The following is a 20,735-nucleotide window of genomic DNA, read 5'->3' on the forward strand; positions in this document are numbered from 1 at the left end:
ATGCCAGTTTTTCCGGAACCGCCGCAGATACAGTGCGATACAAACCCGCGTGCCGATGCGTTAGCCGCCGCAAAAAACACTACAAAAAAGGCGTGCCTCGCACGGCACGCCTTTCGTTTCACCCATCACGCGATGTCACATCACGTCACGGCGCCAACCGCGTGAACACAAAGTCGTGGTTCTTCACCCGCGCCTGGTGACACGCAAAGCAGGTCTGATGCTGGCCGATATCGGCCGGCACGCCGTTGATGAAGCGCCCGAAGCCCCAGCCGCCCGTCGACGCATAGCGACGCGAATCCTTCACCATCACCTGCACGGTGGTCGCCTGGCCCGGCACGGTCGCCGACGGGAACTCGTCCGACTGCTTGCGCTTGTACGCGAGCTTCACGAGGATCGTGCCGTCCGGAAACGGCAGCGTCGACTTTTCGAGCGCACGCATCGCGACGGGATTGCCGAGCACCACGCGCAATTCGTCGAGCGGCGCCGCTTCCTCGGCCGGCGCGACCATTTCCCATTTCCGGTAGCCGGGCGGGATCGTCACGCCGTAGATCGGCGACGCGGCCGGCTTCGGCTGCTCCGCGAACGCGGCCGGGCCGCTGGCCGACAGCGCGCCGGCCAGCAACACGCCCGCGACGAGCGCACGGCGCGCGCCGTGACGCACAACACCGATATCCGCCCGCATCACAGATGCTCCACTTGCAGGATCGCATCTGCGAACGCCTGCGGCGCTTCCTGCGGCAGGTTGTGGCCGATGCCGCCGGTGATCGTCCGGTGCTGGTACTTGCCGGTAAACTTCTTCGCGTACGCGGCCGGTGCCGGATGCGGCGCGCCGTTCGCATCGCCTTCCATCGTGATCGTCGGGACGGTGATGGCCGGGCCGGCCGCGAGCCGCCGCTCGATGTCGTCGTATTTCGCTTCGCCCTTCGCGAGACCGAGGCGCCAGCGATAGTTGTGGATCACGACGGCCACGTGGTCGGGATTCTGGAACGCCGCGGCGCTGCGCGTATAGGTCTCGTCGGAGAACTGCCACTTCGGCGACGCGAGCTGCCAGATCAGCTTGTTGAACGCATCGCGGTTCTCCGCGTAGCCGAGCGCGCCGCGCTCGGTCGAGAAGTAGAACTGATACCACCACTGGAGTTCGGCCTGCGGCGGCAGCGGCTTGCTATTCGCCTGCTGGCTGCCGATCAGGTAGCCGCTCACCGACACCAGCGCCTTCACGCGCTGCGGCCACAGCGCCGCGATGACGTCGGCCGTGCGTGCGCCCCAGTCGTAGCCGCCGAACACCGCACTGTCGATCTTCAGCGCATCCATCAGCGCGACGATGTCGACAGCCGTCACCGCCTGCTGGCCGTTGCGCAGCGTGTCGGCCGAGCGGAACGTCGTCGAGCCGTAGCCGCGCAGGTACGGCACGATCACGCGATAACCGGCCGCCGTGAGCAGCGGCGCGACGTCCGCGTAGCTGTAGATGTCGTACGGCCAGCCGTGCAGCAGGAACACGACGGGGCCGTTCTTCGGCCCGAGGTCGGCATACCCGACGTTGAGCACGCCCGCGTCGATCTGGTGGATCGTGCCCAGCGACGCGACGCCGGCCGCGCGCGTCGCAGTCGATGTATCGGGCGCCGGCTGCGCTTGCGCCAGGGTGCTGAACCCGAGGTCGGCAAGACTCAGGCTCGCCAGCGTCGTGCCCAGGATCAGGCGGCGGCGGGTGTTCACGGTATCAGGCATGACTCGTTCTCCATTGTCGATCGCTAAGGAAGGGCCCGCGGCACGTGCGGCCATTCGGGTGTCGCCGTTCGCAGCGGCAGCGCATGGCACTGCGCCGCCGTGTGAATCGCTTCACCGGTTTTATATCCGAACCATCCGGAGGCTTTGTATCTCAACGTATCGGTGTGCGAACACGACACACAGCGATTCAAAAATCAGGCGGGAAACGATGCTTTCGAGCAGCCGCGCGGCACACGCACCCCGCGCGCCGGTGCATCAGAACAGCGTGACGATCGCGCGCACGCCGAGCACTGCGACGTAGCAGCCCGCGAGCTGCACGCCCGGCGCGATGTTTGCACCGCGGGCCGATCGTCCGTCCAGGTATTGCCGGTTCAATGTCGCGTATCCGGCGGACCAGCGGTTCGCGCAGGCGTTGAGCGCGGTCACGTCGAAACGAACACGCGCCGCGCACCACGCCGGCCCGTGTTCCCCGTCATTCCCCGCTTACGCGCGACGCAACGGCCGGAACCCGGCACGCACTTCACGAGCAAACAGTTCCGGCACTTCCCATGCCGCGAAATGGCCGCCCTTGTCGACTTCGTTGAAGTAGATCAGGTTGTGATAACTGCGCTCGGCCCAGCTGCGCGGCGCCTGGTAGATCTCGCCCGGAAACACCGTGATCGCGGCCGGCAACGAGATATCCACCGCGTTGAAGTTGTTCGAGTGATCTTCCCAGTAGATCTGCGCGGACGACGTCGCGGTGTTCGTCAGCCAGTACAGCGAGATGTCGTCGAGAATCTCGTCGCGCGGAATCGAGCGTTCGGGCACGCCGCCGCTATACGTCCACTGCGAGATCTTGTCGTACATCCATGCGGCCTGCCCGGACGGCGAATCGGCGAGCGCATAGCCGACCGTCTGCGGACGCGTGACCATCATCGCCGAGTAGCCGCAGTTGTCGCGATAGAACGTCGCGAGCTTCTCGTATGCGGCCTTCTCCTTCGGCGACAGCGAAGCCGGCGCGGGCGCATCGATCTGGAGCAGCGTCGCGATATCCGGCGGCACCGTCGCCGGCATGTTCACGTGAATCCCGGCCAGACCCTGCACGCGCTGAATCGCCATCCGGTGCGAGATCACCGAGCCGCAGTCGCCGCCTTGGGACACGAAGCGCGTGTAGCCGAGCCGCGCCATCAGCTCGCCCCATGCGCGTGCGATGTGGTCGGAACCCCAGCCGGTCTTCGTCGGCCGGCCCGAGAAACCGAAGCCCGGCAACGACGGCACGACGACATGGAACGCATCGTCCGCGCTCGCGCCGTGCGCGGTCGGGTCGGTCAGCGGGCCGATCGCCTTCAGCAGCTCGAAGATCGAACCGGGCCAGCCGTGCGTCATGATCATCGGCATCGCGTTCGCGTGCCGCGAGCGCACGTGGATGAAGTGAATGTCGAGCCCGTCGATTTCGGTGATGAACATCGGGAAACCGTTCAGGCGCGCCTCGCCCTTGCGCCAGTCGTAGTCGGTGCCCCAGTAGCCCAGCAGCGCCTGCATGCGCGCGAGCCGCACGCCCTGCGATTCGTCGGCGACGGTCTCGCGGCCCGGCCAGCGCGTGGCCGCGATGCGGCGGCGCAGGTCGGCGACGGCTTCATCGGGAATATGCGCGGTGAACGGGCGTATGCCGCTGGCACCGGTCGCGGCATGCAGCGCGGTGGGCAGCATCGCCGAGACCCCGGCGGCCACGGAAGTGGCCAGCAGGTGGCGACGCATCGGGGAAAACGGTGTGGAAGACATCGTTCGGCATCTCCTTTCGTGAAGTGGAAAGTGAACATGCCGCGCGCGGGACCGCGCCGTGGCTTTCAATCGGGCGCGCCCGGGTCACGCGGCGTCGCCCATTTGAAAGGTCTGATGTATCCGGAATTTGTCTGATTTGTACGCGTTTGTAGCCGATGGACGGCGAGCACGGTGCAACGACACCAGCATCGGCCGCTCGAGTGCATCCGCCGCGAAACTAGATCTCGGGACCGAAAAGGTCTTCGAATCCGTTCCGGCACAGCCTGAGCATAGCTGCGGGTTCGATGTGTCGATCGGATCGCGGAATATCCGCTGCTGGCGCCACGGTATGTCGCCTGAGAGCGGATCCATTTCGGCCTCACGGGGCCAAGCGATATCACATGGCCGGAATAATTAACACGGGCGGGTGATATCACCCGCCCGTGGTACGGCCATCACGGCATCGCTACAAGCGGCGGTTGATCAGCCTGCCGGGAAGCCAGGGCCGTGGGCGCGCACGGTTACGACACGAAACCCGGAAGACGAGATTCGAAAAGATCGACGCAGACTTCGGGACAAGCATCTGGCGAAGAAGGAAACCACGCGCCTGCGGTGGTGCGCGAACGGACATTCCACCGCTAGGCGGCCCGCGCCGCCGCCCGCCGGTATGACGCTCAGAGCGCCTTGACGATCGCGCCGTCGACGCGAATGTTCTGCCCGGTGATATAGCCCGCGCCGTCCGACAGCAGGAACGCGACCGTTTTCGCGATCTCGCCGGTCTTGCCGAAGCGGCCGGCCGGAATGCGCGCGACGATCTCCGGCGTTTCCGGCCAGCTGTCGATGAAGCCCGGCAGCACCGCGTTCATCCGGATGTTCTCGGTCGCATAGCGTTCCGCGTACAGGCGCGTCCACGCGCTCAGCGCCGCACGCAGCGCCGACGACACGGGCATCGGCTGCTCGGGCGCGTCCGCCGCGAAGCTCGAGATGTTGACCACCGCGCCGCCGCCCTGCTGCTGGAAAATCGGCGTCACGCGCCGCATCACGCGCACCACGTTCAGCAGGATCAGGTCGAGCCCCGCGTGCCAGTTGTCGTCGGTGATCGCCAGCAGCTCGCCCTTCGGCGGATGCCCGGTGTTGTTCACGACCGCGTCGATCCGGCCGTAGCGCGCGACCGTTTCCTGCACGAGCCGGTCGATATCGGCTTCTTCCGTCACCGAGCCCTGGATGCCGAACCCGCCGAGCTCCTCGCCGAGCGCCACCGCGCTGCCCGACGGCGACATCAGCGCGACGCGATAGCCCGTCGTCGCCAGTTCGCGCGCGATCGCCGCGCCCATGCCCTTGCCCGCCGCCGTGATCAACGCCACTTTTTCTACAGTCACGATCTGCTCCTCGTTCGAATCCTGCCGCCGCGCAGCCGCCATTCGGCGCGCCATGGTGGTAATGTAGGCGCATCAATCCCGACTGTCGAACCAGTATTTCTGCCTTCAGCCGATAGTTTTTCTACAGCCAGACGATGCCGCCTCGCCCTTCCCGCCTGCCGCCGCTGAATGCGCTTCGTGCGTTCGAAGTGTCCGCGCGGCACCTCAATTTCCGCGCCGCGGCCGACGAGATCGGCGTCACGCAGGGCGCCGTCGCGCAGCAGGTGCGCCATCTCGAGGACGTGCTCGGGCTGAAGCTGTTCGAGCGCCTGCCGCGCGGTCTCGCGCTGACGCACGACGGCGCCGCGTATTTCTCCGACGTGCAGCGCGCGCTGCACGCGATCGCCGATGCGACCGACAAGCTCGTGAAGCGGCGCGCCGCGCTGACGATCAGCACGACGCCATCGTTCGCGTCGAAGTGGCTGATCCCGCGGCTCGCGCAGTTCACCGACGCGCATCCCGACTACGACGTGCGCGTGATCGCCGACCCGCAGCTCGCGACGTTCCGCCACGACGGCGTCGATCTCGCGATCCGCTACGGCAAGCCGCCGTTCGGCAAGCATCTCGCCGCACATGCGCTGTTCCCGCTCGACGTGTGCGCCGTGTGCAGCCCCGCCGTGCTGGCCGCGCCCGCGTCGCCGCGCGCGCTCGCCGGCCAGGTGCTGCTGCACGATGCGCACGACCTGTGGCCCGAGTTCCTCGCCGCGATGCCCGAGCCCGTCGACATCGATCCGCACAAGGGGCTGCGCTTCAACCAGACGTCGCTCGCGATCGATGCGGCCGTCGCCGGCCAGGGTATCGCGCTCGCGACCGATCCGCTCGTCGAGCGCGACATCGCGGCCGGCCGGCTGTGCAAGCCGTTCGATTTTGCGTTTCCGCTGTCGGTGGGGTTCTATCTCGTGTATCCGGCCGAGCGGCGCGACGACGATGCGATCGCCGTGATGCGCGACTGGATGATCGGGCAGGCGGTGGCGGACAGGCGGGCTTGAGCCGCCTTCGTCGGCGTCAGGGCGCGACCCAGCGAGCTGCGTAGCCGCTTTCGTGCAGCTCGAACACCGCTCGGCGATGGCCGGCACGTGCCAGTTCGAGCCAGTCGATGCGCGTCACGGTCACGTGCAACAGGCAGAAGTTTTCGTAGCCGTCTCCGGCAGGCTGTGCCCCTTGGCTCGCCGCGACATGCGCGTCTTCAGGCGATTCGACCGGCGTGCCGGGCGGCAACGGCGCGCGATACAGCAGCAGCGTATGCGGACGGCTCGATTGCCAGATCGCGCGCCGTTGCGCTTCGTCGTCGCAGATCGCTGCAACGCCTTCCGCGCGAATCTGCACGAGCGCATCGAGATCGTTCGCGACGAGCGCGATGCGCGGATCGCGGCGCAGCTCCGCAACCTTCTCCGAACGCGCATCGGTATGAAATGACAGCACGCGATCGGCGCGGCTCACCTGACGCAAAACGATCGTACGCACCTTCGGCGCGCCGTCGACGCCGAGCGTCGCGGCCTGCAGCATCGTGAACGGCGAGCGCTGCGCGCCGACGCCGGATTCCAGGCAGGACCAGAGGCGGTCGTACGTTTCCGTGAGCGAGTCGGAGGATGAGTCGGACATGAGGCGGCGGCGATCGCATGTGTTTCGATCGCGCCAGCTTAACCGTTTGCTCCGGCCGCGGCTCGCGTGTGACGCGGCGGCCGCCTTCGCGCCGTTCAGTTGTAGCCGAGCACGACCGATGCGGCATCGCCGGTATCGGTCGTCGGCTCCGCGCCGAACCGGCCGAGCACATCGGCGACATACTGCGGCCCCGCGTTGATCTGCGACGAGCGATGTGCGGCCGGCCGGTTATCGCCGGCGCCTGGCGCGGCGCCCATCGATGCAGTGTCGTTGACGGTGATATTCATGTTCGAGTCTCCTCACGCGGCCAGCGCCGCACCATACGCGCGCACGAGGCGCGCGACGCCTTCCCGGATCGCGTCGACGTCCGGCGCGGCGAACGACAGGCGCAGCGAGGCTGCGTCGACGTTGTCCGCGAAGAACGCCTTGCCGGGCACGAACACGATCTTGTTCGCGATCGCCTGTTGCAGCAGCACGTCCGACGATACCGCGCCGATCCGCGCCCATACGAACATCCCGCCTTCAGGACGATGGAATGCGATCGCATCGCCGAAGCCGTCGCGCAGCGCGTCGCACATCGCGTCGCATTTGCGCTGGTACGCGGCCGTGATGCGCGGCAGATGGCTTTCCAGCGCGCCGTCGGCCAGGTATTCGGCGGCGGCCGCCTGCGTCCACGGCGTGCTGCACAGATCGACCGTCTGTTTCGCGATCACGCAGCGCCGCGCGATCTCGGCCGGCGCGATCGTCCAGCCCACGCGCAGCCCAGGAGCTACGATCTTCGACAGGCTCGCGAAATGCACGATCCAGTCACGCGCGCCATCCACTTCATCGGCCAGCGCGAGCATCGACGGCACGGCTTCGCCCGCGAAACGCAGGTCGCCGTACGGATCGTCCTCGACGATCAGGAAACGGTATTGCACGGCGAGACGCAGCAGCGTCAGCCGGCGCTCGCGCGTGAGCGTCGCGCCCGTCGGGTTCGCGAAGGTCGGGACCGTGTAGAGGAGCTTCGGCTGGGCGATCGCGCCGGACGCGAGTTGTGCGCCGAGACGATCGACGTCGAGGCCCTCGCCGTCGACGGGGATCGTCACGATGCGCGCCTGCTGCAGGCGCATCGCCTGCAGCGTCGCCGGATAGGCCGGCTGTTCGGTCAGCACGACGTCGCCGGGCGACACCATCACGCGCAGCAGCAGGTCGAGACCCTGCTGCGAACCGGTCGTCACGAGCAGTTCGGCCGGCGTGCACGCGACGCCGCGACGCGCCATCAGCGCGATCAGTTGCTGCTTCAGTTCGGCGAGGCCGTCGGTCGGGCCGTATTGCAGGCAGCGCACGGGCTGCGCGTACGCGCGTCCGGCAGCAGCGTTCAGGCCGTCGACGTCGAACAGGTCGCTGGCCGGATAGCCGCCCGCGAAGGAAATCATGCCCGGTTCGGACAGGTACTTGAACAGTTCGCGGATCGGCGAGCCGGCGGGATTCTGGAATGAGGGAGTGAACGCGTACATGTCGTCGTGAGCTGGATGGCGCGGACGGCCGGGATAGCCGCCAGGTGCCTGCCACCGGGGCGCTTCTGGCGCCACGGCGGCGAATTCGAGCCACGATTGTCGATAGTCATTAAGGCCGGGGCAAACGATATCTATGCACTAGGTCTTGCGGTTTGGTCATCAAATGGGGGGTGGAATGACGCATGCGCCGGCGTTTCGACGCCGGGCTCCGGACACGTGCCGTCGACGAATATCCAATCGGCCCGATTGTTTCGCCATGCGCCCACCCTGGCGCAGGAGCGGCTTCAGTGCCCCGTCCCCGCGGGTTCGACCGGATGCGGCCTGGTTGCCCAGGTTGCGAGCGCGCGCGTGAGGTCGTCCGACACATAGTGCGGACCATCGAACAGATAGACCGGATAGCCGCGATACGCCAATAGCTGCTTGCCCAATTCCTCGGCACCGGCTGAACGGAATCCCCCATGCTCGGCGGGCCGGAAGGCCTCGGCGATGACCCGCACGCGCCGTTTGCCCAGGCGTGACGCCAGCTCGTCGAGGTAGGTGCGCGCGACGTAGGGCTCGCGGGCATAGACGCCGCAGCCGTCCTGGAAGAACACCCCGACGTCCGAAGGCAGCCACGCTGCGAGCCAGTCCGCCAGCGCCTTTCCGCCGATATTGGTCTGGTCGTACACGCTCACCCAAAGCGGACGAGGCAGCCGCTGCAGGATCTCGGCGAGCTTGGGCGCATCCTGCCAGGTCGGATCGATTTCGACCGGGAAGTAGTAGCCGGTGACATGCAGCGGGAAAGGTGCGCGCGCCACTTCCAAAGACTGGTCGGCGAGCGTCGACAAATGGGTGCGCGCACGTTTTTCGTCCTGGTAGCCGGCCAGGCCCAGGATGACGTTTCTGGCCCACGGCTCACGCCCGATGCGTTCCCAGTCGGGAAGACGCGCCGCGGGTCGGATGCCGGTGTGGGCAACGTACGCGGTATCGTCGACGACGGTCCACTGGATCAACAGATCGCGTACGCCGAGCATCTGCCAGTTTCCGACGGGATGGGTCGTCGTGTTGTCCACCTGCCAGACGATGCCGTCAGCGTGAACGTCGTGCGCTGTCCAGCTGCATGCGGCCATGACGAGCGATGCTCCGATTGCCGTGAGCGTCGTCGCCCGCGACGAACGCGACGCATGAGCAGGCCGGCGCGGCCGGCCTGCCAGTCGAAACCGGCCCATACGCTGTCGAATCCTGCGCAAGGCCGGCATGGCGTACGTGATCATCGCTGCCTCCCCGGAAGCATTCTTGCGCGTCATCGTAGCCGATCAAACGCAAACGTGCGACCCGCGTTGCCAAGGCGGGTCGCACGGGCTGCCATCACGTTCGCATCACTTGGCCGTCGTGCCGTCCACCCACGTATAGCCGAGATTCGTGATGCCGGTCACGAGACTCTGGAAGTCCTGATAGGCCGGCAAGCCGAGATCGGGTTCAAGCCAGTACGGATGGAAGAAGAAGGACGCGAAACCGTCCCGCACCGCCAGACCATATTGCGCATTGGTGACGAGTTGCTGCCACGTGTACGAGATACACGAGAATTTGTCGATATTGCAGATGTTGTACTGCATACTGCCCAGGTTCTCCGGGATGATCCGCTCCCCGTAGTAATCGGAGTTGATGATGTACGGGAAGAACTGCCCGGCCGAAAAGTCCTGGTTGGCTGCTCCCGTCCCGAGTTGCGGCTTGGTCGCCGTGTAGTAGACGGCCCGCTGGAACGTCGTCGGAAACGTGAGGGCCGTGGCCGCCGCTGCCGCCGGCGACACCTGGTACTGCGGCGCGGCCCAGCCGACAACCCTGTAGCCGTTGGTCGTGAACTCGAGCAGGCCATCGGCCATTCTGCCTTCCGCCCATTGAACGGAGTCCTCATCGACCGGGCGATTCTGCACCGCAAACCAGAACTCGTAGTCGCTGCCGGTGACCGCGTTCAGCAGATTCGGCGTCGAATCGTACTGGTGCGTATAGCCGTGCATCACGATCGAGCCGCCGTGCGCTACCGCGTAGCTCAGCGCACTCTTGAGGCCTGTTGCCTGCGCCAGATGGATCGTCTCCGGCACGCCGCCGTTGTAATAGCCGTTCGGATCCGTATACAACGGAATGGTCGCCATCGTGAACGGGATCCTCTTCGAATACAGGTAATTCGTCAGCAGTTGCATCGAACTCTTCGTCGTATACGCGTCGAGGTCCTCCAGACGGACGAGCGCACGGTGATTCACCGGTGCATTGGTCTGCAGGATGTCGTGCAGGATGTCGCATATCACCAGGTAGCGATCCGTCGGGCCGATGTAGGAAAACGGCATATCCGCGAAGTACCAGAAGTTGCCCGAGCGCACGACGTAGGGCGTGGTTGCGCCGCTCTTGCTGTTCTTGATCGTGACGAGCGCCTGTGCCTTGGTGGCATCGACGACCTGGGTCAGCCCGACATCCGGGTCCGCGCTGATGGCGCCGGTTGACGCGTTATAGGCGTAGTACTTGACCATCGACAGGTTCTTGTACGTGACCGTATCGTAGAAGCCGGGATTCGGATTGCTTGCCGAAGGCGTCGCATTCATCCCGGCAAGGCCCTGAAAGCTGAACCCGAAGGTCTGGTTGAAGGTGTAGGCCGTGTTCCATGCCAGCTGCCACAAGTTGTACTTGAACCAGACCACCGTCTTCTTCGTGGTCATCACGTCACTCATGAACGCCGTCGGAATCGGGTTGTTGTAGTAGTCGCCGATATAGAACGTGACGTCGTGGTTCCCGACCATGCCGGACGTGTAGTTCTGTATCGGAACCAGATCGATCGTCGCATTGAAATGGCCAAGCAGGTTCCTCAACATGATGCTGTACATCAGGCCGAGCTTCGAATACGGGTCGTTGGCCGGATTGTCGTACAGCACGAGCGTATGGGCGGTGGTGGCCTGCGCGCGCGCGGTACCCGGCAAGGTCATTTGCGCGAGTCCGGCAAGCAGGGCGATGACGAGCAAGATCTTTTTCATGGCCGTTTCTCCCTAGTCACGTTCCACATTGCCGTTGACTTTCTTGACGGTCTTCTTGCTGAACTTCGGTCGTCCCGTTTCCTTGTATGCGTTGCCCCAATCCTCGTCGGACATGCCTGCTTTCACGTTGACCTGAGCGGAGCCGTTCGGTAATGGAGGCGGCTTGATCTTCATGACAGATGAATTGCTTGCCTCCTGCGCATGCGCATCCTGAACGCCGACGGCGAAAACGAGCGTAGAGATTAATGTGATGAGTGATCCGGCGGTGCTCAACCCGTTCCTGAAAGATCGATCGCGATGAGAATGCATGATTTTCATCCTTTGATATACAAAATAAGTTCATCTCGTTAACGAAACGAGCAAGGCGAATCGCCCTTCATAATCAGGTCGCTATGTCGTGATTTTTTAATGCGCGCTTGAAAACCAGACAAAAATCCGGGAGGGGATGGCTTTAATTTCAAGCTAGAACCGTACCATCGGTCTGGAATGGGCACGGACCAAGGCAGCGAAATTGACGTGCTCCGAAAGGCGAAGAGGTTTCGATAAAACGTTTCAGGCGCGCAACGTGACCGGCATCGCGAGTTCAATCGGATAAACGACCAAATCCTGTTCGTACGATTCAGGGAAAACCAATTCTTCCCCGAATTCCACAGATAGCCGCACGCAATGGCTTCGTGCGATTCACGCGTGCAACGGCAACGGAAGAGCCGGATTTTTCGGGTTCGGCGCAAGTCTGTCCTGCCCGTGACCGCCGGAATCGCGTGACGATTTCCCGACGGCGACGGCCGGGGTCCGACGGAGGACCTGAAAATGACTTCTCATCAGACCGGTCGGCCGCGTGTTTCAGCACTGAAACATTTGGCCCGGATTCGATGGGTCGATCCTGCGCGGCACACGCGGACGCCCGGAAGCTCAAGGGTGGCGCCGCGATGGCGCACGACTTGCTTGATGAGCAGTGGATCGAGAAGACGGTGCGCTGGGAGCACCGCGAGGCGCTGGATCGGGAACGCCTGCAAACGTTGAGGAATGTAGAGACGAAAACAAGCAGGCGGGGGAAACCGGCTTTCAAAAGTCATCCACTGAACACGTTGCATTCTTGATGATGTTGCGTGGTCGCATCGAAAAAGCGCGAGGCCTGGCAGCGTCTTGTGCGAGCGACGAAAGTCTGTACGGCGCAAGCCGCAAAGTGGAAGTGACGGGGTCGACGAAGACGGGGAACGTTTCGTCTTACGTTGGTACGGCGGAAATAATCAAATACAAGATAACAGCGCGGGATGAATGATGGATAATATGATATGGAGTGCGTATTTATATGCACTCGACATCGTCACCATTGTGACCGCAATCGTCATCCTCGTCAGCACACTGGACGACCTTACGCTTGACGCCTGTTACTGGTTGTTCGAAATCGGGCGCATTCTGCGTCGCGAAAAATCGCCGACGATCGATATCGGCATGCTGCGCGCCCAGGAAGAGCGGCATCTGGCGCTCATGGTGCCGGCCTGGAAAGAGTATGACGTGATCGCCAAGATGATCGAAAACACGTTGGCGACCATCGAGTACGAGCGATATGTCATCTTCGTCGGCACCTATCACAACGACGCCGAAACCACGGCCGAGGTCGAACGGATGGTCCGCCGCTATCCGGGCAGGGTGACGCGCGCAACGGTCATGAACGACGGGCCGACCTGCAAGGCAGACTGCCTGAACTGGATCATCGAAGCCATCCTGCACTACGAAGGGGTCCATCATATTCAGTTCGCGGGCGTCGTCATGCACGACTGCGAAGATGTCATTCATCCGGTCGAACTCAAGTACCTCAACCATGCGGTTGCGGATAGCGACCTGATCCAGCTTCCTGTGCTGTCGTTGCCCCGGAAATGGAACGAGTTCGTCGCCGGATGCTATCTGGACGACTTCAGCGAAACCCACCAGAAGGACGTGCCGGTGCGGGCCCGCCTGACCGGCATCGTCCCGGGCGCAGGCGTTGCGTCGTGCTATAGCCGGCGCTCGATCGAAGCGGCGATGAAGGAGCGCGACGGTTGTCCGTTCAACACCAGCTCGCTGACCGAGGACTACGACTTCAGCTTCCGGCTGAGGGACCTGGGCATGAAGGAAACCTTTGCCCGCTTTCCGCTTTCGGATATCGCGCGTGATGCAGGGGCCGGGCGCTCAAAGGGCGGCGGCGTCAATCGAAACCTGTTGGCCACGCGCGAGTATTTTCCAAAAACATTTCGCACCGCTTACCGGCAGCGTGCACGCTGGATCCTCGGCATTGCGTTTCAGGGCTGGGAGCAACTCGGCTGGAAGGGCAGCCCCCTCACCCGCTACATGTTCTTCCACGATCGCAAGGGCATCGTGACATCGCTGTTTTCGGTGATTGCCTATGGCGTGCTGGTCAACTTCCTGTTGCTGGCCGCGCTTCAGAAAGCCGGTCATGTCATCCCAGTCAGCGCCCCTCTCGTCACGATCAGCACATGGATCACTCCGCTGCTATGGGTGAACACGGTCATGCTGTTTGCCCGCGCCGGGCAGCGCTACCACTTTGTCAGCAAGCTGAACGGCCCGGTCCAGGGGCTGCTCTCGATTCCGAGGATGTTCGTCAACAACCTGATCAATTTCTATGCGGTTTGCCGCGCGTGGCGCATCTATCTCGGCCACCTGGCAAGCGGCAAGCCTATCGCATGGGACAAGACCAGTCATACCTACCTGTCGAACGAAGCGCTCGGGAAGGTGCGCCTCAAGATCGGCGAGATCCTGGTCGGCTGGGGCGTGGTCACGCTGGAGCAACTGCATGCAAGCCTGGAGAAACAGCTGACATGCGGCAAGCGGCTGGGCGAACTGTTGATCGAAGGCAGTGTGGTCTCCACCGAGTCGCTGGCGGATGCGATCGCGGAGCAAGCCGATCTCCCCCGGGTGAGCCTGGGCAATGTGGCGGTGGGCCACTTCGCGGACTCGCTCGCATTCGAGCTGCAGTACGCGTATCGGGCTGTCCCGTTTTCAACCGCGGACGACGGAACGTTGAACGTTGCGGTCGGGCGGCCGCTTACGCAGGACGAACAGGACGTCGTGCGGCGCGGCGCCAGAGCGAAGGTGGCCTATTTCATTGCCTGCGATGCGGAGATTACCGCCGAACTCGCGCGGCACTCGCGCTTCGTCGAACTCGCACGCGTACGCGACGGCGATCAGGCGACGCCGCAGGCATCTCCAATGCAAAAACCATCGGGAGAACAGGCATGAAACGCGCGAGACTCCCGATCGCGGCCAGCCTCAAGCGCTGCGCCCGGCTGAGCGCATTGGCGATCGCCGTGTCGCTCGCCTGGCAGGCGCCGGCATCCGCCGCCCAGCCACTGACGCCCAAAGCCTATCGGCTCGCCGATGGCGCCTACAAGGCGATCAATGCCGGCGACCTGCCCCGCGCGGAAGACTACGCGTCGCGCGCCCTCAAGGTTCAGCCTGGCAGCGAACAGCTCGGCCTGCTGTTCGTGGATGTACTCAGGCGGGAAGGAAAAGTCGACGAAGCGGACGCGATGGTGGAATCGCTGCGCGTTCGTTTTCCGAAAAGCGCCGCGGTACTGGCGCAGCATGGCTACCTGGCGCAGCGGCAGATGCATTACGACGTCGCGTGCAGCGATTTCTCGGCCGCCGTCGCGATCGGGAAATGGAGCAAGGAACAGCAGCGCAACCTGCGTCTCGCGTGGTCGGACAGTGCGCTCGCGGCCAATCGTCCGCATGAAGCCGGCATTGCACTGGCGCCGCTGGCCGATGAAAAATCAGCCTTGATTCAGTTGCGTATCGCGCAATTGAGCTTGCAGGCAGGCGACCGAGAAAGCGCGATCCGCATGGCGGACCTGGCCGCCGGCGACGCGTCGACCGATGCCGAGCGGAACATGGCCGCGTCGATCGCGGCGCAGGCGCGGCAAACCGATCAGTCCCCTCAGGCGCCGGTGGACGATACCGCGCAACAGAAGTTGCAGCAGGCCTACGACCTCCTGCGCGAACACAAGGATCGCGAGGCGCTCGACGCATTTCAGGAGGGTTTCGACGGTGGCGCCGGCAACGCGATGAACTACGCGGACGCGGGCTATGCCGCCAAGCGCATCGGCTTGAACGAGCAGTCCGTCCAGTTGTTCGAACACAGTCTCGACGCCGATCAAAACGAACACGCATTCGATGCGCAACACAAGTTCGGCTATCGGCGGGAAGTCGAGCAGCTTCAGCGCACCTGGGGTTTCGTGCTGAGCGCGCCCTACCAGTCGGCCGCGTTCGGCCCGCAAGGCACCATCAGCGTGTTGCAGCCGGGTATCGAGGCGTATTGGCAGCCGCCGAAGATCGGCTATCGGAACGGACGCATCCTGCAGTTTTTCGTGCGCGGATACGGCACGGCCTACGACGGCGAGGGCAACGTGACCGGCATGCCGACCGTACAGGGTTCGGTGGGCGCACGCTACAAGCCGCTGCCCGATCAGAACGTCGTGTTGACCGCCGAGCGGCTTTTCCACGTCGGCAGCCTGTCGATGACGGACTGGCTGATGCGTCTCGGCTATTCATCGGAAGCCGGCACCGACCTGAGGGTCACCGAGCCGAGCTGGCGCAGCTGGCAGGCTTATGTCGAAGGTGCGTACTTCATCAAGGCTGGCCGGTACATCATTTATTCGGAGTTGCGTTACGGGCACACGTGGCGTTTGCCGATGCTCAGCGACCGGCTGACCGTCTACCCGCACGTCGCGGTGGCCGGCGATCACGACAATCGTCAGCAGGACAAGACGGCAATCGGCGCGGGGCCCGGCATCCAGTTGCGGTACTGGTTTCGCGAAGGGCCGTATAGCGCACCGGCGAGCTATCTGGATGTCACGGTGCAATATCGATTCCCGTTGACGTCAGCGGCACGCGCACGTGGTCTCGTGGTACGCGCGACATTGTGGTTCTGAGCAACTGCGCTGACGCTTGGGTTACACACGGATGGGGCGATCAGTTCGGCGACTTGAGCGTGATGATCGTTTGACGCAGCAACTGGAAGTACGAGCTCGTCGAGTACGGGAGCATTTGCTCGGCATAGTTCCACCAGAAGAACCCGCCGATGAAACGCGGATCGGCCATGCTGTTGACCATCGGGTAATAGGTTTTGATCAGGTTCTGCTGCACCGAAGCCGGCGCGGCGGTGTCCGACGTGCCGATTTCCCCGAAGCCGACCTTCGCGTTCGGGAAGATGCTTTCCAGCGCCGCAAAATCGTTTTTCCACGACGGACTCAGCCCCGGGCAATCCTGATACGGGTAGTAGCTGAACAGTGCATAGTCGGCCTGCTGGCGAACCGTCGACGACAGGAAAGCCGTCGGCCACGTCTTCCAGTAATCCTGGGGCTTCTCCCAGCAGTTGTTGCCCTTGCTGTCGTCGTTGTAGTACAGCGTGATGGCCGTCTTGCCGCCGTTCGATTTGACGATCGTGTTGGCCGCGGCGACCATCTGGCCGATCTGCTGCTCTTCCGAATTGACCACGGTGTTCGTACCGCTCGGGTCGTTACGCAGCCATTCGCCGTTGATTTCGTTGGCGATCTCCCACACGTCGACCGTGTTCTTCAACTGCGACACCAGCTCCTGCGTCCTCGCTTTATACGTGGCGAGATCCGTCGGGAAATAGTAAGAATCGTAGACTTCGCCCATCACATACGCGACCGCGTGCAGGCGCAGCAAAGGGGCATAGTAGTCGGCGGCAGACGTACCCGGATCGAACACGACACGCACGGTGGGCTTGTACGGCAGGTTCTGCAGCGACGCGACGATCGCATCGAGCTTCGTCAGGTCGTCGAGCGTCACGCCGTAGACCGGATTCTTCAGAGGTTCGACCTGGGCTTCAGCGGACCGGGATAAAGGCATCAGCCCGGCATAAGCGACGCATGCGGCAATGGCCGTGCGCGAGAGGTTTTTTGTCAGTCTATTCAAAACACTTTCCGTCTTAAAGTAAGAAGAAGCGAGATTTTAGACGAAAATAAAAGATAATTATCGGACGATACCGGAAGTAGCGGACCCCGAAAACATCATGCGGCCGACACCGATGGCGGGCGCCCGGGCATCGCACCAGCGACGTTGTTATGCGATGCTGATCAAATGCGCGATGCGATCCGGTCGAGCGGCGCAACGATGCGACCGCCGTGATGCGCGACCGGATGATCGGGCATGCGCCATCGCGTGGGAATCAAATCGCGGCGATTGTTTCGTCACGTGCGTTGCGCCCTCACGGCCCTTGCGGTCGTGACCGTTGTTAAAGTGACTGCCGGCGTGCATCGCAATATTCGAAGCGATGGCCGGGTCTTCCCTCCGACGGATACACGCTGAATCGTCGATAAATCGGGTATTCCCAAATCCGCACAAATCGGTAATCTACGAGGCTTCAGTGAACGAAAAAGCCTCGCTGCCTGCTGAATGCAACCATTCGGATCGCTCCATGACTGAGCCTCGCCTGACATTCCTTGACCAGAATGAATGGGAAAACTGGTTGACTCAAAACGGCAGTACCTCGACCGGGATATGGCTGCGCCTTGCCAAAAAGGGCGCCGGGCAGCCGACCTTCACTTACGAACAGGCGCTGGAAAGTGCCCTTTGTCATGGCTGGATCGACGGCCAAAAACAGACTGAAAGCGAAGAATACTGGTTGCAACGCTTCACTCGACGTTCCGCAAAAAGCATCTGGTCCAGGCTCAACAAAGAGCGGGCCGAAGCGCTGATCGCCGCAGGCAGAATGCTTCCTTCGGGTATGCGGGAAATCGAGAAAGCCAAAGAGGATGGCCGCTGGGAGGCCGCCTATACGTCCGCCAGCAACTCGATCGTGCCGGACGACCTGCAGGCCGCACTGGATGCGAATCCCAAGGCCAGCGCATTCTTCGCGACGCTGAGCGGCCGAAACCGCTACGCCATCCTGTTTCGGATACAGAACGCCAAAATGCCCGCAACGCGGGTGCGCAAGATCGAGGAGTTCATCGGCATGCTGAATCGCGGCGAAACCATTCATCCCTAGACCAGGAAGCTCGACAGCCGGCGACCGACTGAATCAAACACGGGCATCCTCTGCGCAATACCGGTAAGCAGCACCTACGCCGGTTCGTCAATTGCAGTACTTCGGGTCAGCGTCTCCCAGGCATCAAAATCCCTGACCATAGCGGCAAGCTGTTTGCGCGCGAGGTCAAGTGCGTCGGCCCCAGCAGCAGGTGGAACGGCGGGTGCTTCGCCTTCAGCGCCTCGATGATCGCAAGCGCGCCTTTCGTCGGATCGTTCTGCTGCTTCCCGTCCGAGGCGAGCAGCGCATCGCGTTGCTTGCCCAGGGTGGAAGCGAACTGGGGAAGACCCAAGCGGATCAGCAGGCCAGAGGTGTTGCATTGACCGGTTGAATCCCCCCCACAAGTTCCAATCAATCAGGCAGACGCATTGCGATTGGCCTCAATCACCGTCAACGCCGCCATGTTCACGATCCGCCGCACCGTCGAACTCGACGTGAGGATGTTCACCGGCGCGTTGACACCCAGCAGGAACGGCCCGACCGCCACATTGCTGCCCGCCTCGGTCTTGAGCAGGTTGTACGCGATGTTCCCCGCGTCCACGTTCGGGCAGACGAGCAGATTGGCCGCCCCCTTGAGCGGCGACATCGGCAGAAGACGCAACCGCAAGCCTTCGTCGAGCGCACAGTCGCCGTGCATCTCGCCGTCCGCCTGGATGTCGGGGGCCTGCTCCCGGACGATCTCCAGCGCCCGGCGCATCTTCACGCCCGAAGCGGCGCTGCCCGAACCGAAGTTCGACCGCGACAGCAACGCAGCCTTCGGCGTGAGGTTCAGCCACTCCATCTGCCGGGCCGCGGCAATCGTGAATTCCGCGATCTGCTCCGCATCGGGATCGTCATTGATGTGCGTATCCACCAACGCCACCGTCCGTTGATCGAGCAACAGAATGTTCATCGCCGCGTAGGTCGAAGCCCCCGGCTTCTTGCCGATCACTTCGTCGACGAACCGCAGGTGGTTGTGATACTCGCCCACCGTCCCGCAAATCATCCCGTCCGCATCGCCGAGCCGCACCATCATCGCGCCGATCAGGGTCAGGCGGCGGCGCATTTCAACGCGCGCCATTTCCTTCGAAATACCGTCCCGGCACCGCAGTTCCCAATACGTCGTCCAGTATTGCGGGAAGCGCTCGTCGTATTCCGGATTGGTCACTTCGACATCCTGACCGAGTCGCAGGCGCAAGCCGAACCGCTCGATGCGCGCCAGCAGCACCTCCGGGCGCCCGACCAGGATCGGACGCGCGAGCTTCTCGTCGACGATCACCTGCACCGCGCGGAGTACGCGCTCGTCCTCGCCTTCGGTGAAGACGATACGTGCCTTGCCGCCGTCACGCACCAGCTGGCGCGCCGTCGCGAACAACGGCTTCATGAACGCGCCGGAGTGATAGACGAATTGCTGCAGTTGCTCGACATACGCGTCGAGATCCGTCAGCGGGCGCGTCGCCACGCCGCCTTCCATCGCCGCCTTGGCCACGGCCGGTGCGATACGCACGATCAGGCGCGGATCGAACGGCTTCGGGATCAGGTATTGCGCGCCGAACGCCACGTCGTATGCGCCATAGGCCGCCGCGACGACTTCGTTCTGCTCTTCCTCGGCCAGCCCCGCGATCGCGTGAACCGCGGCGATCTCCATTTCGCGGGTGATCGTCGTCGCGCCCACGTCCAGCGCGCCGCGGAAAATGTACGGGAAGCAGAGGACGTTGTTGACCTGGTTCGGGTAGTCCGAGCGGCCCGTCGCGATGACGACGTCGTCGCGCGTCGCATGCGCCAGCTCCGGAAAGATTTCCGGCGTCGGATTCGCCAGCGCGAGAATCAGCGGACGCGGCGCCATCTCCTTCAGCATCTCCGCGCTCAGGATGCCGCCGACCGACAGGCCCAGGAACACATCCGCGCCGCCGATCACCTCCGACAGCCTGCGCGCATCGGTTTCCTGCGCAAAGCGCGACTTGGCCGGGTCCATCAGCACGGTACGGCCGCGATAGACGACGCCTTCGATATCGGTCACCCAGATGTTTTCAACCGGCAGCCCGAGGTCGACCAGCAAGTCCAGGCAGGCCAGCGCGGCCGCCCCGGCCCCCGACGTCACGACCTTCACCTCCGAGATCGACTTCCCGACGACCTTCAGCCCGTTGATGAACGCAGCGGAGACGGTAATGGCGGTGCCGTGCTGGTCGTCGTGGAAGACGGGAATCTTCATGCGTTCGCGCAGCTTCTGCTCGACCGTGAAGCATTCCGGCGCCTTGATGTCCTCGAGGTTGATGCCGCCGAACGTGGGTTCGAGGCCGGCGATGATGTCGACCAGCTTGTCCGGGTCGGTCTCGTTGATCTCGATGTCGAACACGTCGATCCCCGCGAACTTCTTGAACAGGACGGCCTTGCCTTCCATGACCGGCTTGGATGCGAGCGGGCCGATGTTGCCCAGACCGAGCACCGCGGTGCCGTTCGTGATCACGCCCACCAGGTTGCCGCGGCTCGTGAAGCGATGCGCCTGCAGCGGATCGGCTGCGATCGACTCGCACACGCTCGCCACGCCGGGCGTATAGGCCAGTGCCAGATCGCGCTGGGTCACGAGCGGCTTGCTCGCGACGACCGAGATCTTTCCGGGGGTCGGAAACTCGTGATAGTCGAACGCTGCCTGCTGCTGTGTCTCTGTCTGCTTCATGTTTTGGGTCCCGGCGTGGGCGCCAGGCCAGTCCCGGCGCGA

Annotated in this window: 18 protein-coding genes; 4 read left to right on the plus strand and 14 right to left on the minus strand. The window is 63.5% G+C overall.

The features are described from left to right. Window positions 1–145: 145 nt before the first annotated feature. From BFF94_RS28385 to BFF94_RS28405, 5 genes are all read right to left on the minus strand, one after another. Window positions 146–682 carry a cytochrome P460 family protein gene (locus BFF94_RS28385; RefSeq protein WP_128841738.1) on the minus strand — a complete coding sequence of 179 codons (537 nt, stop codon included), beginning with the start codon at window positions 680–682 and terminating at the stop codon, window positions 146–148. Further along, window positions 682–1,725, minus strand: coding sequence for an alpha/beta fold hydrolase (locus BFF94_RS28390; RefSeq protein WP_128841739.1), 1,044 nt, complete (start codon window positions 1,723–1,725; stop codon window positions 682–684). Before BFF94_RS28390 ends, BFF94_RS28385 begins: the two co-directional genes overlap by 1 nt. Window positions 1,726–1,980: 255 nt before the next feature. Then, a complete protein-coding gene (locus BFF94_RS28395) occupies window positions 1,981–2,151 on the minus strand; it encodes a hypothetical protein (RefSeq protein WP_158061895.1) in 171 nt (56 codons plus the stop codon). A gap of 57 nt (window positions 2,152–2,208) precedes the next feature. Next, window positions 2,209–3,486, minus strand: coding sequence for an epoxide hydrolase family protein (locus tag BFF94_RS28400; protein ID WP_128841741.1), 1,278 nt, complete (start codon window positions 3,484–3,486; stop codon window positions 2,209–2,211). 653 nt (window positions 3,487–4,139) lie between these two features. Next, window positions 4,140–4,844, minus strand: a complete 705-nt coding sequence (locus BFF94_RS28405; RefSeq protein WP_128841742.1) for an SDR family oxidoreductase — start codon at window positions 4,842–4,844, stop codon at window positions 4,140–4,142. A gap of 134 nt (window positions 4,845–4,978) precedes the next feature. Here BFF94_RS28405 and gcvA point away from each other — a divergent pair, with 134 nt between their 5' ends. After that, window positions 4,979–5,872 carry a transcriptional regulator GcvA gene (gene gcvA, locus BFF94_RS28410; protein ID WP_219140105.1) on the plus strand — a complete coding sequence of 298 codons (894 nt, stop codon included), beginning with the start codon at window positions 4,979–4,981 and terminating at the stop codon, window positions 5,870–5,872. A gap of 16 nt (window positions 5,873–5,888) precedes the next feature. Here gcvA and BFF94_RS28415 read toward each other — a convergent pair whose 3' ends face one another. The 6 genes from BFF94_RS28415 to BFF94_RS28440 all read right to left on the minus strand — a co-directional run bounded on the left by BFF94_RS28415 (window position 5,889) and on the right by BFF94_RS28440 (window position 11,295). Beyond that, window positions 5,889–6,485, minus strand: a complete 597-nt coding sequence (locus BFF94_RS28415; RefSeq protein ID WP_128841743.1) for a pyridoxamine 5'-phosphate oxidase family protein — start codon at window positions 6,483–6,485, stop codon at window positions 5,889–5,891. A gap of 95 nt (window positions 6,486–6,580) precedes the next feature. Next, the gene (locus tag BFF94_RS28420) at window positions 6,581–6,772 is read right to left on the minus strand and encodes a hypothetical protein (RefSeq protein ID WP_128841744.1); all 192 of its coding nucleotides are present in this window, start codon (window positions 6,770–6,772) and stop codon (window positions 6,581–6,583) included. Window positions 6,773–6,784: 12 nt separating this feature from the next. Then, on the minus strand, window positions 6,785–7,984 hold the full coding sequence (locus tag BFF94_RS28425; protein WP_128841745.1) for an aminotransferase-like domain-containing protein: 1,200 nt from the start codon (window positions 7,982–7,984) through the stop codon (window positions 6,785–6,787). Between the two features lie 284 nt (window positions 7,985–8,268). Continuing rightward, window positions 8,269–9,237, minus strand: coding sequence for an alpha-amylase family protein (locus BFF94_RS28430; RefSeq protein WP_128841746.1), 969 nt, complete (start codon window positions 9,235–9,237; stop codon window positions 8,269–8,271). Between the two features lie 105 nt (window positions 9,238–9,342). Then, window positions 9,343–10,986 (minus strand): DUF2334 domain-containing protein, encoded by a 1,644-nt coding sequence (locus BFF94_RS28435; RefSeq protein WP_128841747.1) that lies wholly within the window; start codon window positions 10,984–10,986, stop codon window positions 9,343–9,345. A 12-nt stretch (window positions 10,987–10,998) separates the two neighbouring features. Continuing rightward, window positions 10,999–11,295 carry a hypothetical protein gene (locus BFF94_RS28440; protein ID WP_164497716.1) on the minus strand — a complete coding sequence of 99 codons (297 nt, stop codon included), beginning with the start codon at window positions 11,293–11,295 and terminating at the stop codon, window positions 10,999–11,001. 972 nt (window positions 11,296–12,267) lie between these two features. Between BFF94_RS28440 and BFF94_RS28445 the strand changes: the two genes are divergently transcribed. Beyond that, entirely contained in the window at window positions 12,268–14,226 is a 1,959-nt protein-coding gene (locus BFF94_RS28445) for a glycosyl transferase family protein (RefSeq protein ID WP_443627116.1), read from the plus strand. After that, window positions 14,223–15,917, plus strand: a complete 1,695-nt coding sequence (locus tag BFF94_RS28450) for an NfrA family protein (RefSeq protein WP_128841750.1) — start codon at window positions 14,223–14,225, stop codon at window positions 15,915–15,917. Before BFF94_RS28445 ends, BFF94_RS28450 begins: the two co-directional genes overlap by 4 nt. Window positions 15,918–15,957: 40 nt before the next feature. Here BFF94_RS28450 and BFF94_RS28455 read toward each other — a convergent pair whose 3' ends face one another. Continuing rightward, window positions 15,958–16,860, minus strand: coding sequence for a hypothetical protein (locus tag BFF94_RS28455; RefSeq protein ID WP_246637434.1), 903 nt, complete (start codon window positions 16,858–16,860; stop codon window positions 15,958–15,960). A 568-nt stretch (window positions 16,861–17,428) separates the two neighbouring features. Here BFF94_RS28455 and BFF94_RS28460 point away from each other — a divergent pair. Next, window positions 17,429–17,998 carry a YdeI/OmpD-associated family protein gene (locus tag BFF94_RS28460; RefSeq protein WP_128841779.1) on the plus strand — a complete coding sequence of 190 codons (570 nt, stop codon included), beginning with the start codon at window positions 17,429–17,431 and terminating at the stop codon, window positions 17,996–17,998. 106 nt (window positions 17,999–18,104) lie between these two features. Here BFF94_RS28460 and BFF94_RS28465 read toward each other — a convergent pair whose 3' ends face one another. Then, complete coding sequence (locus BFF94_RS28465; RefSeq protein WP_128841752.1) at window positions 18,105–18,329, minus strand: hypothetical protein; 225 nt, start codon at window positions 18,327–18,329, stop codon at window positions 18,105–18,107. A 63-nt stretch (window positions 18,330–18,392) separates the two neighbouring features. Then, entirely contained in the window at window positions 18,393–20,693 is a 2,301-nt protein-coding gene (locus BFF94_RS28470; protein ID WP_128841753.1) for an NADP-dependent malic enzyme, read from the minus strand. Between the last annotated feature and the right edge of the window lie 42 nt (window positions 20,694–20,735).

It is taken from the genome of Burkholderia catarinensis (assembly GCF_001883705.2).
GTDB classification, from domain to species: domain Bacteria; phylum Pseudomonadota; class Gammaproteobacteria; order Burkholderiales; family Burkholderiaceae; genus Burkholderia; species Burkholderia catarinensis.

Excerpts from the sequence above, each read along its gene's own strand:
- BFF94_RS28470 (WP_128841753.1), bottom strand. The coding sequence starts at position 20,693 with ATGAAGCAGACAGAGACACAGCAGCAGGCAGCGTTCGACTATCACGAG.
- BFF94_RS28430 (WP_128841746.1), bottom strand. The coding sequence starts at position 9,237 with ATGATCACGTACGCCATGCCGGCCTTGCGCAGGATTCGACAGCGTATG.
- BFF94_RS28420 (WP_128841744.1), bottom strand. The coding sequence starts at position 6,772 with ATGAATATCACCGTCAACGACACTGCATCGATGGGCGCCGCGCCAGGC.
- BFF94_RS28455 (WP_246637434.1), bottom strand. The coding sequence starts at position 16,860 with ATGCCTTTATCCCGGTCCGCTGAAGCCCAGGTCGAACCTCTGAAGAAT.
- BFF94_RS28385 (WP_128841738.1), bottom strand. The coding sequence starts at position 682 with ATGCGGGCGGATATCGGTGTTGTGCGTCACGGCGCGCGCCGTGCGCTC.
- BFF94_RS28450 (WP_128841750.1), top strand. The coding sequence starts at position 14,223 with ATGAAACGCGCGAGACTCCCGATCGCGGCCAGCCTCAAGCGCTGCGCC.
- gcvA (WP_219140105.1), top strand. The coding sequence starts at position 4,979 with ATGCCGCCTCGCCCTTCCCGCCTGCCGCCGCTGAATGCGCTTCGTGCG.
- BFF94_RS28460 (WP_128841779.1), top strand. The coding sequence starts at position 17,429 with ATGACTGAGCCTCGCCTGACATTCCTTGACCAGAATGAATGGGAAAAC.
- BFF94_RS28415 (WP_128841743.1), bottom strand. The coding sequence starts at position 6,485 with ATGTCCGACTCATCCTCCGACTCGCTCACGGAAACGTACGACCGCCTC.
- BFF94_RS28425 (WP_128841745.1), bottom strand. The coding sequence starts at position 7,984 with ATGTACGCGTTCACTCCCTCATTCCAGAATCCCGCCGGCTCGCCGATC.
- BFF94_RS28435 (WP_128841747.1), bottom strand. The coding sequence starts at position 10,986 with ATGAAAAAGATCTTGCTCGTCATCGCCCTGCTTGCCGGACTCGCGCAA.
- BFF94_RS28400 (WP_128841741.1), bottom strand. The coding sequence starts at position 3,486 with ATGTCTTCCACACCGTTTTCCCCGATGCGTCGCCACCTGCTGGCCACT.
- BFF94_RS28440 (WP_164497716.1), bottom strand. The coding sequence starts at position 11,295 with ATGCATTCTCATCGCGATCGATCTTTCAGGAACGGGTTGAGCACCGCC.
- BFF94_RS28390 (WP_128841739.1), bottom strand. The coding sequence starts at position 1,725 with ATGCCTGATACCGTGAACACCCGCCGCCGCCTGATCCTGGGCACGACG.
- BFF94_RS28445 (WP_443627116.1), top strand. The coding sequence starts at position 12,268 with ATGGATAATATGATATGGAGTGCGTATTTATATGCACTCGACATCGTC.